Origin of the sequence: Oenococcus kitaharae DSM 17330 (assembly GCF_000241055.1) — a bacterium.
Taxonomy (GTDB): Bacteria; Bacillota; Bacilli; order Lactobacillales; family Lactobacillaceae; genus Oenococcus; species Oenococcus kitaharae.
Genome location: NZ_CM001398.1, coordinates 1,169,528 through 1,183,650, shown reverse-complemented (window position 1 = coordinate 1,183,650; position 14,123 = coordinate 1,169,528). Strand labels below are relative to the sequence as shown.

At 43.7% G+C, this 14,123-nt stretch carries 15 protein-coding genes and 15 tRNA genes; 2 read left to right on the top strand and 28 right to left on the bottom strand.

All coding sequences use genetic code 11. The annotated features are described in order from the left end of the window. Window positions 1-5 precede the first annotated feature (5 nt). The 20 genes from OKIT_RS06020 to OKIT_RS05925 form a co-directional block, all read right to left on the bottom strand. A complete protein-coding gene (locus OKIT_RS06020) occupies window positions 6-980 on the bottom strand; it encodes a GMP reductase (RefSeq protein WP_007746154.1) in 975 nt (324 codons plus the stop codon). 94 nt (window positions 981-1,074) lie between these two features. Beyond that, on the bottom strand, window positions 1,075-2,463 hold the full coding sequence (locus tag OKIT_RS06015) for an FAD-dependent oxidoreductase (RefSeq protein ID WP_007746152.1): 1,389 nt from the start codon (window positions 2,461-2,463) through the stop codon (window positions 1,075-1,077). Between the two features lie 192 nt (window positions 2,464-2,655). After that, window positions 2,656-3,702: an acyltransferase gene (locus OKIT_RS06010; protein ID WP_028291750.1), complete on the bottom strand. Its 1,047-nt coding sequence runs from the start codon at window positions 3,700-3,702 to the stop codon at window positions 2,656-2,658. A 250-nt stretch (window positions 3,703-3,952) separates the two neighbouring features. Then, complete coding sequence (locus OKIT_RS06005; protein WP_007746149.1) at window positions 3,953-4,486, bottom strand: hypothetical protein; 534 nt, start codon at window positions 4,484-4,486, stop codon at window positions 3,953-3,955. 215 nt (window positions 4,487-4,701) lie between these two features. Further along, window positions 4,702-4,791, bottom strand: a tRNA-Ser gene (locus tag OKIT_RS06000). A gap of 68 nt (window positions 4,792-4,859) precedes the next feature. Then, window positions 4,860-4,933, bottom strand: a tRNA-Ile gene (locus tag OKIT_RS05995). A 2-nt stretch (window positions 4,934-4,935) separates the two neighbouring features. Continuing rightward, window positions 4,936-5,006, bottom strand: a tRNA-Gly gene (locus OKIT_RS05990). Between the two features lie 19 nt (window positions 5,007-5,025). Further along, window positions 5,026-5,098 (bottom strand) — tRNA-Phe (locus OKIT_RS05985). 29 nt (window positions 5,099-5,127) lie between these two features. Next, window positions 5,128-5,202: transfer RNA gene (locus tag OKIT_RS05980), tRNA-Asp, on the bottom strand. Between the two features lie 56 nt (window positions 5,203-5,258). Then, a tRNA-Met gene (locus tag OKIT_RS05975) sits at window positions 5,259-5,332 on the bottom strand. Between the two features lie 26 nt (window positions 5,333-5,358). Next, a tRNA-Ser gene (locus OKIT_RS05970) sits at window positions 5,359-5,448 on the bottom strand. A gap of 18 nt (window positions 5,449-5,466) precedes the next feature. Beyond that, a tRNA-Ile gene (locus tag OKIT_RS05965) sits at window positions 5,467-5,540 on the bottom strand. Window positions 5,541-5,553: 13 nt separating this feature from the next. Beyond that, a tRNA-Met gene (locus OKIT_RS05960) sits at window positions 5,554-5,627 on the bottom strand. A gap of 21 nt (window positions 5,628-5,648) precedes the next feature. Continuing rightward, a tRNA-Pro gene (locus OKIT_RS05955) sits at window positions 5,649-5,722 on the bottom strand. Between the two features lie 64 nt (window positions 5,723-5,786). After that, window positions 5,787-5,860, bottom strand: a tRNA-Arg gene (locus OKIT_RS05950). 73 nt (window positions 5,861-5,933) lie between these two features. Beyond that, window positions 5,934-6,017: transfer RNA gene (locus OKIT_RS05945), tRNA-Leu, on the bottom strand. Window positions 6,018-6,038: 21 nt separating this feature from the next. Further along, window positions 6,039-6,110 (bottom strand) — tRNA-Gly (locus OKIT_RS05940). Window positions 6,111-6,132: 22 nt separating this feature from the next. Beyond that, window positions 6,133-6,205, bottom strand: a tRNA-Thr gene (locus OKIT_RS05935). A gap of 34 nt (window positions 6,206-6,239) precedes the next feature. Further along, window positions 6,240-6,312 (bottom strand) — tRNA-Val (locus OKIT_RS05930). 89 nt (window positions 6,313-6,401) lie between these two features. After that, window positions 6,402-6,797: a S1 RNA-binding domain-containing protein gene (locus OKIT_RS05925; RefSeq protein WP_007746148.1), complete on the bottom strand. Its 396-nt coding sequence runs from the start codon at window positions 6,795-6,797 to the stop codon at window positions 6,402-6,404. Window positions 6,798-6,858: 61 nt separating this feature from the next. Between OKIT_RS05925 and OKIT_RS05920 the strand changes: the two genes are divergently transcribed. Then, window positions 6,859-7,512, top strand: coding sequence for a VTT domain-containing protein (locus OKIT_RS05920; RefSeq protein ID WP_007746147.1), 654 nt, complete (start codon window positions 6,859-6,861; stop codon window positions 7,510-7,512). Here OKIT_RS05920 and rpoZ read toward each other — a convergent pair. Both rpoZ and gmk read right to left on the bottom strand, forming a co-directional pair. Then, complete coding sequence (gene rpoZ / locus OKIT_RS05915; protein WP_007746146.1) at window positions 7,509-7,832, bottom strand: DNA-directed RNA polymerase subunit omega; 324 nt, start codon at window positions 7,830-7,832, stop codon at window positions 7,509-7,511. The genes OKIT_RS05920 and rpoZ overlap by 4 nt on opposite strands. 1 nt (window position 7,833) lies before the next feature. After that, a complete protein-coding gene (gene gmk / locus OKIT_RS05910; protein ID WP_028291752.1) occupies window positions 7,834-8,445 on the bottom strand; it encodes a guanylate kinase in 612 nt (203 codons plus the stop codon). 178 nt (window positions 8,446-8,623) lie between these two features. Between gmk and OKIT_RS05905 the strand changes: the two genes are divergently transcribed. Beyond that, entirely contained in the window at window positions 8,624-8,944 is a 321-nt protein-coding gene (locus OKIT_RS05905; protein ID WP_007746144.1) for a hypothetical protein, read from the top strand. 24 nt (window positions 8,945-8,968) lie between these two features. On the opposite strand, the gene recN is transcribed toward OKIT_RS05905, so the two are convergent. Genes recN through nusB form a run of 6 tightly spaced genes read right to left on the bottom strand, consistent with a single transcriptional unit; the run spans window position 8,969 to window position 14,121 of the window. Next, window positions 8,969-10,624: a DNA repair protein RecN gene (gene recN, locus OKIT_RS05900; RefSeq protein WP_007746143.1), complete on the bottom strand. Its 1,656-nt coding sequence runs from the start codon at window positions 10,622-10,624 to the stop codon at window positions 8,969-8,971. Between the two features lie 22 nt (window positions 10,625-10,646). Beyond that, entirely contained in the window at window positions 10,647-11,477 is an 831-nt protein-coding gene (locus OKIT_RS05895; protein WP_007746142.1) for a TlyA family RNA methyltransferase, read from the bottom strand. Continuing rightward, window positions 11,474-12,301 carry a polyprenyl synthetase family protein gene (locus OKIT_RS05890; protein ID WP_007746141.1) on the bottom strand — a complete coding sequence of 276 codons (828 nt, stop codon included), beginning with the start codon at window positions 12,299-12,301 and terminating at the stop codon, window positions 11,474-11,476. Before OKIT_RS05890 ends, OKIT_RS05895 begins: the two co-directional genes overlap by 4 nt. Beyond that, window positions 12,291-12,521 (bottom strand): exodeoxyribonuclease VII small subunit, encoded by a 231-nt coding sequence (gene xseB / locus OKIT_RS05885; RefSeq protein ID WP_007746140.1) that lies wholly within the window; start codon window positions 12,519-12,521, stop codon window positions 12,291-12,293. Before xseB ends, OKIT_RS05890 begins: the two co-directional genes overlap by 11 nt. Beyond that, entirely contained in the window at window positions 12,505-13,722 is a 1,218-nt protein-coding gene (gene xseA, locus OKIT_RS05880) for an exodeoxyribonuclease VII large subunit (protein WP_007746139.1), read from the bottom strand. The genes xseB and xseA overlap by 17 nt, the downstream gene beginning before the upstream one ends. 6 nt (window positions 13,723-13,728) lie before the next feature. Then, on the bottom strand, window positions 13,729-14,121 hold the full coding sequence (gene nusB, locus OKIT_RS05875) for a transcription antitermination factor NusB (protein ID WP_007746138.1): 393 nt from the start codon (window positions 14,119-14,121) through the stop codon (window positions 13,729-13,731). Window positions 14,122-14,123: the final 2 nt, after the last annotated feature.

The following is a 14,123-nucleotide window of genomic DNA, read 5'->3' as shown; positions in this document are numbered from 1 at the left end:
ATTATTTAGTAATCGCCATTCATAATTGTGTTTTGCACGATTACGTAATTGACAGTTCTCAATGCCTGCAGATCACTTCCGCCGGCATAAGAGATTGATGATTGAAGATCTTGTTTCATTTCATTTAAGGTGTTTGCGATGTCGCCACGGTAAGGAACCAATAAGTCCTTGCCTTCGACGTTCTTGTAAACGCCTTTTTGTTTGGCCGAAGCCGACCCGTAATACTGCTTGTAACGGCGGTGATCAATCACCAGATCGCTTCCGGGAGACTGTTTATGACCGGCAAACAGCGAACCGATCATCACCATGCTGGCACCGAAACGAACAGACTTGGCAATATCGCCGTTGTGACGAATCCCGCCGTCAGCAATAATCGGTTTTCTGGCTGCCTTTGCACACAAACGGACAGCCGCTAACTGCCAGCCAGCCGTACCAAAACCGGTCTTCAGCTTCGTGATGCAGGCTCGTCCAGGGCCAATGCCGACTTTTGTCGCGTCAGCACCCGCGTCTTCAAGCTCACGGACAGCATCAGGAGTCGCGATGTTACCAGCAATCACGAAAGCTTTGGGCAAATGCCGTTTAATATAATGAATCATGTCAATGACCGTATTGGCGTAGCCGTGGGCAATATCGATCGTGATATAGTCCGGTATCAGCCCGGCATCAGCTAGTTCATCAATGAAACGGTATTCTTCCTCTTTCACGCCAACACTGACAGAACTAATCAAACCCTTTTCCTTCATCTCAGACACAAAATGAAATCTTTTTTCCGGTTCAAAACGGTGCATGATGTAAAAATAGCCGTTTTCCGCCAACCAAATCGCCAGGTCATCATCAATCACCGAGGCCATATTAGCCGGTACAACAGGTAATTTAAAGCGATGCCCGCCGAATTCAATGCTCGTGTCAGCTTCTGAACGCGAGTTGATCAAACATTTATTCGGAATCAGCTGCACATTCTCGTAATCAAATACTTCCATGAAGTTTTATGCCTCTTTCAATCTGCCGCACTGGCAAATTTTCCACCAACGATATTACGATATCGGTCTTTTTCACGAAAGTCAAACAACTGGACTAAGCCTGTTCCAAGGAAGCCTTTTCCCAATTTTGTGCAGCAATTTGAATGGCGTCCCAAGGTGATCCGACTGGCGGTGAATAAGATAAATCCAAATCGCTAATCTGAGAAACGGTCAGCTTGTTTGCGATGGCTGTTGCAAAAACATCGTTGCGTTTAGCCACTTCGCTACCGAAATGACCAATTAATTGTGCGCCTAAAAGCTGCCCGGTACGCCGATCACCCGTGATGCGGATCTTGATTTTGTGTGCACCTGGGAAATAAGCTTTATGATCATCGACATTACTCGTGACACTTAGCGGCGAAAAACCAGCTTCAACCGCTTCCCTATCCAATAAGCCTGTTCGTGCAACGATTAAATCAAAAGCTTTTAAGACTTGCGTTCCTACGATGCCCTTGAATGGTCTCGGATAACCCGCAATCACGCTGCCGGCCACGCGCCCTTGCTTGTGGGCAGTGGTCCCTAGCGGCAGATACGTCATGCCAAGCAGCTGATGGTAAGTCTGGACTAGATCACCCGCGGCCCATACATCTGGCAAGGTCGTGTGCATAAATTCGTCTACGGCAACGGCATAATTAGTGCCAATTTTAGCGCCTGCATCCGCCAACAGCTGCGAATTAGGCTGGACACCAGTCACAATCAGGACCAGATCAAAATCATCGTAATGCCTTATTTCAGTAGCTTTTTGTCCTGTCAGGGAAACGCCAGCGGCTGTTGACTGGATCTTTTTGATCGCCGTATTCGTGATGACACGAACTTGATTTTCCGTGAGCTTCTCTTGGACGATATGCCCTAAATTGGCATCGACCGTAGCTAAAATTTCTGAAGAACGCTGAAAAAGCGTTACTTCCAGCTGTCGTTTGCGCAGGGCTTCAGCCATTTCGATGCCGATATAACCTGCGCCAATAATAGCGGCTTTGTGTTGATCAGGTGAAGATAAGGATTTTTCAATCGCAAAATAATCAGCCATCGTGTGCATGACGTGAATGCGACTATCAACCTGGTTAATCCCAGTGATACCGGATAGCTGAGGTTTTGCGCCGGTTGCAACCAGCAGAAAGTCATAATGACAGATTTGTGTTTCGCCCTTGCGAGCATGCAGCAGAATTTCATGCTGGCCGGGATTGATTTTATCGACGGTCGTGTTCATAAAAAAATGAATGCCAGTCGCAGTTAGCTCTGCTAGTTTGCGATGCGCTAAGTCGTGCCAATCAGCGACATCACCACTGATTGCATAAGGCAGCCCGCAGATAGACAAGTTCGGAAATTCATCTTCTAGAAAAACATTAACCTCAATTTCCGGTTTAAGCTCTTTGACGCGCAGCGCGGCTGAAATACCGGCATCACTGCCGCCAATCACAAGCAATACTTTTGTTTTGGTTGCCATAAAATGGATTCTCCTGATGTAGACTCAGTCATTATTTTACATGTGTTGTAGAAATGGAAACGTTCTTAGAAAAAATTTGCCAAAACCATGAAAGCTTTGAATACACCATCCCACTCGTTTTTAAATATTTCGAATTCTGCATTAACTAATTACACAGAAATTATGAACAATAAAACTTTGCTGTCAGTGCCATTAAGGAAAAATGTATTTCCCTCCCGGCAGCTTCTTAACGATCAAAACAACTAACACACAAGCTAGATAGACCATAAAAGGAAAAAGATAGACGTGAATTAGGCTGAGATCTGTAATTGACAAAAGTTTATCAAACAATTTAATGAAAAAAGGATGAATAATATAAATACCCAAGCTAGTACTAGCAAGAGTCTTTAATATCTTGGCGGCACTAGCTGTTACTTTAACAGATATCATAAGCCGTTTAACCAGAGTAAACAGACCGGCTGAGTAAAAGAACACGATCGGGCCAGTGGAATTGTTCATGTCTAGATTGGTCCCGATTCCCAAACTAACAAAAGAGACTTGAATGACAAACATAATCACACCAATACCAATAATTAAATTTTCTTGTTTTCGAGAAAAATAATCTGTATGGATCAAATAGCCAGCAATAAAATACCCTAAATAGGAAAAAGTGACCAATGGAAAATTAACCATATTATTGTTAATTGAGATTTTTAAAATTTCTAATGGGTAGAAGATAAAACAATTAGTTACGACATAGATGCACACTAGCACGAACAGATAGCCTCTTTCCTTCAGACTCACTAGTGCAGATAACAAAGGTGTCACTAAATAAAGAGTCAAAATAACATAGAAAAACCAGAATAAGGTATTAATATTCGTGCTGGCGAAGCTCAACAAAAAATCCGAAACACTTGGATCAGGATGAGGAATAGGACCTGGGTAGGCAGTAAAACGGATATCATATCCATACCAGAGAACACTCCATAAAATTAACGGAACAACCACTCTGAGCGCACGTTTTTTGAAAAATTCCCTTGTCGTCATCCGTGATCGATAATCAATCAGCATGGCACCAGAAATCATGAAGAAAATAAAGACAGCCGGGATAGCGAGAGCTTGGAACATTCTAACTTGTTTGAACAAAGGATCAGCAGCGTTCGTATGGAAGATGGCTTGGGAAGTGTGCAACATTAAAACCATAAATATGGCTAATATATTCAAAACGTCTATAAACGAATATCTTTTATTTTTGACCATAATAATAGTTCTATCACAATGCCTTAAATATCAACATCGGTTCTAGGGATACTTCTTTGATTTGGAATCTCACATATTCAAAACTTTTTTTAGCGGAAAGAACAGAGTTTCTTTTCAACGATAAATAATTAACTCAAAGACGTTAGATTAGTTAGTAAGAAACCAGCATTAAAAGGTGAATAAAAGTATTTGGTTAATCATTGCAACAGACCAAGGATTTCCAGATGTTTTTTAACTTGCGTTTCGTATGTTAAATACCCTTTTTAGTATGATGAGTCACGTGATGCAAAGTCGAACTTAGTTTGTGGGATAACGTGCCGGCTTCAGCTTTGGAACTATTAACCAGTTTATGAGTGAATTGTTTGCGAGTCTCTTTTTTCTTAGACTTCTGATCATCAGCCTGTTTGAGCAATTCTTTGCTTTCTAAAATAGTAGTCTCATCAGCATAGAAAAGTTTAAAAAATGTGTCCGGTGATACCACAGAGCCTGTTCTCGGTTCAGTCCTCAAAACCATATTTGGTCTTTTATAAGCAAAATGTTTATTTGGGCCAACTAAAATATTGATTGATTTAACAGGATAATTGGTGAGAATCTCGTGAGCATCATCCAATGACAGTTCTGTAAGCTTAGGTATCTTGACATCATTTGCATGCTTAGTATGATGCTCGTTAATGACTCCCTTGGTTGCTTCGACCGTTGGAGCAAGTTTATCGGCCGCATCGAATATCGCGCCAATAGTTGTGGCGGCTTTAGCCGCTTTAGTGAGCGTAGACATTAGTCTCATCTTCTTAATCTCCCTCAATTAATCCAAGACAAGTATTTTATTAAACAAATATATTTTATCTTTTTTGAATTTCGCTAGTAAAAAATATTTGCCTTGTTAGATAAATTATGCCTAGTCATTGTTTTTAAAAATTATCGTAATCACTAAGTGGACCAAGGCAGCACCCAAGCAAACAAAAAACGCCTCACCTCATGGCAAAGCGCTTTTAGACTCTATGGAGATTGAGGGATTCGAACCCTCGCGCCGGGATAAACCGACCTACACCCTTAGCAAGGGCGCCTCTTCAGCCTCTTGAGTAAATCTCCAACTGATTAAAAGTCTATGAATATAAAAATGAGCAAACAAACATTCATTCAAAATGCCTGTTTGCTAATGGACCATCCAGGACTCGGACCTGGGACCTCTGCGTTATCAACACAGCGCTCTAACCAACTGAGCTAATAGTCCAAAGCGAATGACGGGAATCGGACCCGCATAGCCAGCTTGGAAGGCTGGAGCTCTACCACTGAGCTACATTCGCAAGGGAGATATATCTCCAATGGCGCGGGACGGAATCGAACCGCCGACACAAGGAGCTTCAATCCTTTGCTCTACCAACTGAGCTACCGAGCCAATCGCACCGCATCGATATCGCTACCGACCGGTCCCAGCGGGGTTCGAACCCGCGATCTCCTCCGTGACAGGGAGGCGTCCTAGACCAACTAGACCATGGAACCTCTTGAAAGTTCACTATGTAATAGCCAAACAATCAGGTGGCCACTAACGTGGCCTATTGCGGGGGCTGGATTTGAACCAACGACCTTCAGGTTATGGGCCTGACGAGCTACCAGACTGCTCTACCCCGCGATAATATTAAATTTGCCCATCGGCAATGGAGAATAGAGGATTTGAACCTCTGCGCCGGTTTCCCGACCTGACGGTTTTCAAGACCGTTCCCTTCAGCCAGACTTGGGTAATTCTCCAAACAACAATTGGCCAAATGGACCTTGCTGGACTCGAACCAGCGACCGAGCGGTTATGAGCCGCTTGCTCTAACCAACTGAGCTAAAGGTCCGCATTCGGGCCAATCGCGGCGGGGGGAATCGAACCCTCGACCTCCCGGGTATGAACCGGACGCTCTAGCCAGCTGAGCTACACCGCGATCGATTGAGCAAGCGCCCAATCGGGACAACTGGATTCGAACCAGCGACCCCCTGGTCCCAAACCAGGTGCTCTACCAAACTGAGCTATGTCCCGAGTAATTCCACCCAGTACACAAACAATCGCTTGCTTGTGCTCAGACGGTCAATTTCTTGACCTATGCACCATGTAGGAGTCGAACCTACAACCTCCTGATTCGTAGTCAGACGCTCTATCCAATTGCGCTAATGGTGCATGTTCTAAACTGCCAACCTACCCAACAGAATTGCCACGTGGGTAAATCAACTGTTTGCTTATCAAGCAAACATGCCGGCGCCCGGGATCGAACCGGGACGGTATCACTACCGCAGGATTTTAAGTCCTGTGCGTCTGCCTATTCCGCCACGCCGGCAACTGCCACGGCAGGTGGCAAAGCGAACGGCGGGACTCGAACCCGTGACCCCCACCATGGCAAGGTGATGTTCTACCGCTGAACTACGTTCGCATATATATTGAGGATAACCCTCTGCCGACTAGAGGGTTCGAACCTCCGACCCCCGCTTTACAAGAGCGGTGCTCTGCCAACTGAGCTAAGTCGGCGATCAACTTTCGGGAAATGATTTCTCATCCCCAATGGACGCTACAGGGATCGAACCTGTGACCCCCTGCTTGTAAGGCAGGTGCTCTCCCAGCTGAGCTAAGCGTCCAATTATTTCATCGCCGTAATGCACGCGACTAAAATATAATACATAATATTTCGACGAACGTCAACATTATTCCAGAAAAATTCTCAAAATTATTCCTTAACCCGCCTAATTCTGCTTAATGCTTCACTCTTGCTGGCATCAATGGTGGCTGCGATTGGCTTAAAAGCGGTCTTCACACGTGTCGATGTCCAGAAATGTTTATAAATATTACGGTTCTCGCCAGGTTTCGGATTAGCATGCGTAACTGGAATGGCTAATTGGCGAAAACTCAGGCTGATTTTATGGCTGTAATCATCAATATCGAGAATAATCGCTTCGATCGGCTGGCCGACGTGAAAATCATCTTTCAAATCGGTAATCCGACCGCTTTTGCATTCGGAAATATGCACGAGTCCCTGGTGCTTGCTGTCCAATTGGACAAACACGCCATAATCCTGAATACCGGAAATGGTTCCTTGAATCTTTTGACCAATTTTGTAATCCATACATAACATTATAGTAAGTTTTCAAAAAAACTGGTGGAAACGATTGTTATACTTAACCGGTATGCAATCTTTAATTGATTTTATCCTCCACATTGATGTTCACTTGGCCAACATCGTCAACAGTTTCGGCATTTGGAGCTATGCGCTGATGTTCTTTATCGTACTCATAGAGACCGGCGCAGTCATCCTGCCTTTTTTACCCGGTGATTCACTCTTATTTGCCGCCGGCGCCCTCTCAGCCGCTGGTAACAACATTTTAAATGTTTGGGCCCTATGGGCTGGTTTTTTCGCCGTTTCGCTGATCGGAGATTCCCTAAATTACATGATCGGGCACACAATTGGCCAGCGTTTTCTAGCAACAAAGATCGGCGGCCGTTTTATCAAGCCTCAGCAAGTCAAAGATACCGAAAAATTCTATGAGAAACACGGTGCACTGGCGATTATCCTAGCGCGTTACATGCCGATTATCCGAACGCTGGCGCCGTTCGTGGCCGCGACCTCGGATTATTCTTATTTGAAATTCTTGAAATATTCGGTCTTGGGTACCTTTTCCTGGGCAACGATTGCTGTCTGGGCAGGTTTCTTCTTTGGCAACATTCCTTTTGTTCATCAGCATTTTACGCTGATTATTCTGGCCATCGTCATCGTCACGCTCCTGCCAGCCGTGATCGCCTTTTTGCACACGAAAATAAGCAGCAAAAAAGCGGAGATTTAATCTCCGCTTTCGTCTTTATTAACCGGATCAATTCGAACGTTGCCCTGATTAATTTCTTCTAAGGCACGTCCAATCGGCTTGACCGACTTATAGGAATCTAATGTAGGCCCGACCATTGTATCCAATTTTGCAGAAATATCCTGCATCATTTTTTTATCACGATCTGTTGGCTTTTCTTCACGCTTTAATTTCAATAATTCTTCTTTTAAGCGCGGCAGTTCTTCCAACTCTTTTGCACGCTTTGATGCAAGCGCAATTAATTTATAACGAGAATCGACTTTTTCGAGTAATTCGTCGACCGACGGATACATTAAGCTCATGTTAACCCTCCAATATTTTGATATAGCTGTTGGCCAGACGGTTTGCTTTCAGACGCTCTGCGTCAATGATCGTCTGGACCTTTTTTACCGCCTTATCCACTTTATCATTTACGACCGCATAATCATAGTTGGTCATCATTAAAATCTCTTCACGGGCCGTTTTTAGGCGCTGATTAATCACCTCATCAGACTCGGTACCACGCAATTCGAGACGATTTCTTAGCTGCATCAGATCCGGCGGCAGCAGAAAAATCAAAATCGCATCAGGAACCTTGGCACGTACCTGCATGGCACCGTTCACTTCGATTTCCATAAAGACATCATTACCCTGATCACGCTGCTCGTCAATCCAAGTCTTCGGCGTGCCGTAATAACTGTTGACGTATTGCGCGTATTCTAGCATCTGACCGTCATTAATCATCTTTTCGAACTGTTCTTTGTTCAAAAAGAAATAATCCCGGCCGTCCACTTCGCCTCGCCGCGGCTTGCGAGTCGTCGCAGATATCGAATAAAGCAGCTCGTGCGGGTTTTTTTTAAATAAAGCCTTTCGGACTGTCCCTTTGCCAACACCGGATGGCCCCGAAAGTAAAAATAACATTCCTCGTTCGTTCATGAAAACTAGTTTAACACTGTCAAACCTTTGGAAGATTTACCAATTCTTAAATATCTGTTTTAAAGGATTTTGATCAGATATTGCATGTTACAAACACCGGAGAGGCAGCTTTTGTTCGCAAACATGGTTGCTATTTAGAACAGGCGTTCGTATATTAATAGTGTTGAGGGAACAGAAAATGCAGAACGCAATCGTAAACAATCAGATCATTAACGGTAAATCATTCAAGAAATTGTTAAAAAATCTCAAGAAAATCATGCCGATCGAAAAAAAAGAACAGCTGGACGCCGATACGATCATCGAACGTTTAAACTTGGCTCTGAGTTTTGACCGCCCGGTGAAGATGCAGATTAATTGTGAAGCTTATTCAGACCGTGTAATGAATTTTTCCGGAAAACTCATCCAGACCAATAATGGCAATCTGCTGATTCAATCTAAAAACGATCTGACCAAAATTCACGCTGCACAAATCCGGCACCTTAAATTGATTCGCGAATAGATCTTTAGAAATAAACCTTCGGGTTTATTTTTTTTGCCCTAAAAGCTGTTGTGCGTTGGCCTTGGACTGGTCGGTAATTTTTTCGCCGGAAAGCATATTAGCAATTGAGAGTATACGCCCCTGGTAATCCAAAGCCTGGATGTTTGTTAATGTCCGGCCCTGATGAACTGATTTTTCAATCTGCAGCTGCTGATCGGCGGCGGCGGCCACTTGCGGCAGATGCGAGATCGAAATAACCTGACGATGTTCGCTGATCGCCTTCATCTTTTTAGCGATCGCCACAGCAGCTCGTCCGGAGACACCCGTGTCAACTTCATCAAAAATAATCGTCGCAACAGACATTGCATTAGAAAAGACATTAGTCAGAGCAAGCAGAATACGTGAAATTTCACCACCAGAAGCGATCTGATTAACTGGCAGATTTGCTTCACCGGGATTGGTCTGGATCCAAAAATCGACTTCATCCAAGCCGTTAGCCGTCAGTTTCTTGGTTTCTTGGACATGAATTTGAAAAACAGCCTCGCCTAAAAGCAAATCAGACAAGTTTTCCTGGATTTGTTTTTCTAGGCGGGCAGCTGTTTGCAGGCGCATGTCGTGTAGTTGGTTAGCTAGCTGAATGGTTTCTTTGCGCAAGGCCTGAAAACGTGCCTGCTTTTCTTGTCTGTCCTGATCATAATTCGATAAGGTCGTGATTTCTTTTTTAATCTCGGCCAAATAGTCAACCAAATCGTCGCTGCTGCGGTGATATTTACGCTCGGCCGTTCTTAATTCACTGATTCTGTCAGCCACTTGCTGGGCCTCTTGGTCATCAAAAGCAAGATCGGAAAAACGGACTTTCAAATCACGAGCTAATTCCTGCAAATCCAAATAATTAGATTCCAAGGCGGCCGATGATGACGCATAGCTGTTATCAATACTGCTTAAAGACCGCAAATTCGTCAAAGCATCGTCTAGCATGGTTAGAGCTGAATTATCTTGGGAATCATCCAAATCACGAACCGTCGTTGACAGCAGTTCGTAAATCTTTTCGAAATTCTTGATTTGTTTATCTCTTTGCTGCAGCTGTTCTAATTCGTTGGGCTGTATCTTCAAGTCGCCAAGTTCTTGCGCTTCAAAAGTCAAAAAGTCCAAACGGCTCTGACGGTCGCGTTCATTCTGGTCTTGTTGGTTTAGTTCTCTTCTTAACTGAGCATAATCCGAATACTTTTCTCTATAATGCTTGAGTTGTTCGGAAAAATCAGCCGATCCGAAACGGTCAACCAATTCCGCCTGCAAATCGCTGTCCAGCAATTGCCGATTGTCAAACTGCGCCGAAATTTTAATCAGGTTTTGGCCGATCTCAGTCAGCTGTTTTAATGTCAGTAGGACGCCATTAGCGGAAATGAGATTATGCCCTTTACGATTAATTTCTCGCCGAATGATCAGCTGATCATCTTTTTCGATACCAAAAGCCGTTAAATCCTGCTCAGGAAAATCAAAGACGCCTTGAATCGTCGCCTTCTCTTCGCCCTTTCGAATCATCGAGCTCGCTGAACGCTCGCCAACCAGCAGACTGAGTGCATCAATAATGATCGACTTGCCAGCGCCGGTCTCCCCAGTCATGACCGTAAATCCATTATCAAAGTCAATTTGAGCATCATCAATGATGGCGAAATTTTTAATTGATAAATTATTTAGCATCTGTAAGAATTGTACGAAATTTTCAGCCCTTTAATGAAGACTTCTGATAACTATTGAAAATAGTTTTCCGGCTGTTGGCCAAAAAAGAAGCAAAATCAACTTTTGTATCACTCTTTTTCAAATAAAGCAGAAATTCTCGGTTGCCATCCCCACCTTTGATTGGCGAACTGGTAAAGGCCGCTGAAAAAAAACCGAGCTGCTGTGCATGCTTAACCAGATTTTCAAATGCTTCCCAGACTGGCCGTGCGTGTTTGACAATCCCTTTTTTGCCGATATTCTCTTTGCCCACTTCAAATTGCGGTTTGAATAAGGCAATTAGTTCCCCTTCAGCAGTGAGAATCGGAAACAAGGCCGGCAGAATCAGATTCAAGGAAATAAAGGAAACATCAATCACCGCACGCGTCGGAACTTGTTGTTCAAAATCTGATTTTTTGGCGTAACGGAAATTATAACCCGGCATATTTTTAACACGCGGGTCCTCTTTTAAACGGTCAATCAACTGATCATGACCAACATCCACTGCATAGACAAGCGTCGCACCCTGCCTGAGCGATACGTCCGTAAATCCGCCAGTTGATGCACCAACATCAATAACCGTCTGACCCTCTAATTGAAAATGGAAGACGCGAACGGCCTTTTCAAGTTTTAAAGCTGCCCTGGAAGCAAAATCTGACAATTCAGCCGTTAGATGAAAAGGAGTCTCGTTTTCAACAAGATAGCTGCTTTTATTAAATATACGACCCTGCTGATCGGCAACAATACCGGCTTTGATGGCTTTTTGTGCCTGTGTGCGGCTAGAAAATAAACCAGTCGTCATTAAATAATGGTCTAGGCGGATAGGAAATTCGGTCATAGCTGATCCAATAAATCAGTCAGAACTGAATGCTGGAAATTTGGTATCTTTTCAATCGCTTCCCGTGCAGCTTTGACATGTTCGGCGAGTTCTGCCCGGCTGCCATCAACACCAGCCAATTTAGGGAAACTATTTTTATGTTCTGCTTTATCCTGTTCGATATCTTTCAAATCATCTTTAATTTGAAAAGCAATTCCCAGATTAGCACCATACACATTCAGATAGCGGAGTGCATTTTCCGGCAACCCAGCAAGAATACCGCCAGCTGTTGCTGCATAAGTCATCAAAGATCCCGTCTTCATTAAATGCACAAATTCTAAATCTTCGACAGACTGCACTTTCTCTTTGGAAAAAAGATCATACTGCTGGCCACGTACCATATTATCCGGGCCAGCGGCCAAAGCCAGACTATAGATTAAACGCAAACGCAAACTGTCTGGTATTGGCAAATCAGCCAGCTTTTTGAAAGCTTCTGTCAAAAGGCCATCACCAACCAAAACGGCATTGCCGACACCATAAGCTTTCCAAACACTGTCCTGGCCGCGCCGCTTGCTATCATTATCCATTTCGGGCAAGTCGTCATGTACCAAAGAATAAGCGTGCACAAATTCGACTGCCGTAGCTGCCTTGATCGCAGTATCATCAATCACTTTGCCGGCAGCAGCATAAACGGCCAAAGTAATCAATGGCCGCAAACGTTTTCCCGCTGAGTTCAGCGCATAAGAAATCATATCGAAAATGTCATCATCGCGATCTGAAAAATAAGCCTTCAGTTCCTGATTGATTTTTGGCAAATAACGATCTGAAAAAACCTCAAACTTCATTTTGGTCTCCTTTGCGTTCAGAATCGAGATTCAATTGACTGAGATTTTCATCAATTGTTTTCTGCGAGTCGTCGAGATATTTTTTTAAATCCGTCGAAATCTTGACTCCTTGCTGAAAATTTTTTAAAGCTTGGTCAATCGGCAAATCACCATTCTCCAAGCTGGAGACAAGCTGCTTCAGATCCTTCATATTTTTCTCAAAGTCAAATGCTTCTGTCATGGTTGATCTCCTTTACTTCTGCTAACGCCGAACCCTTGGCAAAAATGATCTTCAGCTGATCAGCAACTTGAAGCTGCTGACTATCTTTGACTGCCAGGCCATCTTTGAAAGTGACAGAAAAGCCGCGATCCAAGACCTTTAGAGGACTGAGGGCGTCTAATTTGCCGACTAAGTTCAAAAATCCCTGATTGGCCCGCTGAAAATGATTATTAAAAGCTGAAAGCATCTGCAGATTCAGATTTTGCAGTTTTTGTTCGTGGTTGATAAAAACCTGGTCAAAGGATTTTAAAGCGGCCGAATTCGCTAAATAATCGAATTGTGTAACAGCATTTTTAAACGAACGACGGATGTTGTTCGACATCGATACGGTCATTTGATTCAGGATTGCTTGATAATCCGAGATTGCCGGTGTTACTTTGACACCTGCGGCAGTCGGTGTTTCCACACGATAGTCTGCCGCTAAATCCACCAAAGTGACATCAGTCTGATGACCAATGGAGGAAATAACCGGCTTTGAAAGATTAGCAACCAACCGAACCAATTGCTCATCATTAAAGGGCCACAAATCCAGCATCGAGCCGCCGCCTCTAGCAATAATAATGGCATCGGCATCAGATTGGTCGGCTTGTTTAACAGCAGCTATTAACTCAGCGACCGCCTTATCTCCTTGCACGACTGATTCATATAGCTGAATGGCCAGATTCGGATTTCGATGACCGATCGTGGATTGTATGTCATGGATAACTGCACCAGTTTTTGAGGTCACAACGGCAACTTTTTTTGGAAAAAAAGAGAGCGGTTTGACCGGTTTATTAAACAACCCTTCCTTAGTCAGGCGATTTTTAATCTCAGCCAATTTCAGATAAAGCTCGCCAAGACCAGCTGGCTGCATAGATAACACAAGCAGCGAGGCATATGCACGTTTTTCATAGAGACGGACACTGCCGGTCAAATTAACCTTATCCCCGGATTTGAAATCAAAAGAAAGACGACGCAAAACAGTTGGCGAGACGTAAGCACGGATTGATGACTCATCCTCATCTCTGAGATCGAAATAGGCCGAAAAACCGGAAATTTTGTAACCAAAAATCTCGCCAATGACCGAAACCTGTTTCAGATAAGGATCATGGCTGAACTTGGCACCTAGATATCGATTGAGTGCACCAACGGTTAAAAATTCTTGTGCTTGATCATCATCCATAAGCGGTTAAGAGACAAAATGCGCCAAGACCCCATTAACGAATTTGCCATCGCTGTCATCGCCAAAATTTTTAGCCAATTCAGTTGCCTGATCCAGAGAAACTTTATTTGGGATATCGATTCTCTGAGTTAATTCAAAGAGGCCAATCTGCAGTGCAACGTTGGCCGTCTTTGAAATCCGGTCGTATGACCAATCGTCCTTTAAAAAAGGCTCATATTGGGCCTCGAGTTCTTTATGTACCGCAACAACACCATCAACCAATTCATCAAAATAATCATCTCGGGTGTTCTGCTGAAACAAGGTCGATTTTAACAATGTCCGATCCTGCTCCGAATTCACTTCCAAAGCAAAAATTGCTTGAAAGCTAAGTTCTCTAATTTGTTGACGTGATAAATTCAAAA

Coding starts and splice junctions, on each gene's coding strand:
- OKIT_RS06010 (WP_028291750.1), bottom strand. CDS start 3,702: ATGGTCAAAAATAAAAGATATTCGTTTATAGACGTTTTGAATATATTA.
- OKIT_RS05890 (WP_007746141.1), bottom strand. CDS start 12,301: ATGAAGTTTGAGGTTTTTTCAGATCGTTATTTGCCAAAAATCAATCAG.
- xseB (WP_007746140.1), bottom strand. CDS start 12,521: ATGACAGAAGCATTTGACTTTGAGAAAAATATGAAGGATCTGAAGCAG.
- rpoZ (WP_007746146.1), bottom strand. CDS start 7,832: ATGAGCTTAATGTATCCGTCGGTCGACGAATTACTCGAAAAAGTCGAT.
- OKIT_RS06005 (WP_007746149.1), bottom strand. CDS start 4,486: ATGAGACTAATGTCTACGCTCACTAAAGCGGCTAAAGCCGCCACAACT.
- gmk (WP_028291752.1), bottom strand. CDS start 8,445: ATGAACGAACGAGGAATGTTATTTTTACTTTCGGGGCCATCCGGTGTT.
- OKIT_RS06015 (WP_007746152.1), bottom strand. CDS start 2,463: ATGGCAACCAAAACAAAAGTATTGCTTGTGATTGGCGGCAGTGATGCC.
- OKIT_RS05920 (WP_007746147.1), top strand. CDS start 6,859: ATGCAATCTTTAATTGATTTTATCCTCCACATTGATGTTCACTTGGCC.
- OKIT_RS05905 (WP_007746144.1), top strand. CDS start 8,624: ATGCAGAACGCAATCGTAAACAATCAGATCATTAACGGTAAATCATTC.
- OKIT_RS05895 (WP_007746142.1), bottom strand. CDS start 11,477: ATGACCGAATTTCCTATCCGCCTAGACCATTATTTAATGACGACTGGT.
- recN (WP_007746143.1), bottom strand. CDS start 10,624: ATGCTAAATAATTTATCAATTAAAAATTTCGCCATCATTGATGATGCT.
- xseA (WP_007746139.1), bottom strand. CDS start 13,722: ATGGATGATGATCAAGCACAAGAATTTTTAACCGTTGGTGCACTCAAT.
- OKIT_RS05925 (WP_007746148.1), bottom strand. CDS start 6,797: ATGGATTACAAAATTGGTCAAAAGATTCAAGGAACCATTTCCGGTATT.
- OKIT_RS06020 (WP_007746154.1), bottom strand. CDS start 980: ATGGAAGTATTTGATTACGAGAATGTGCAGCTGATTCCGAATAAATGT.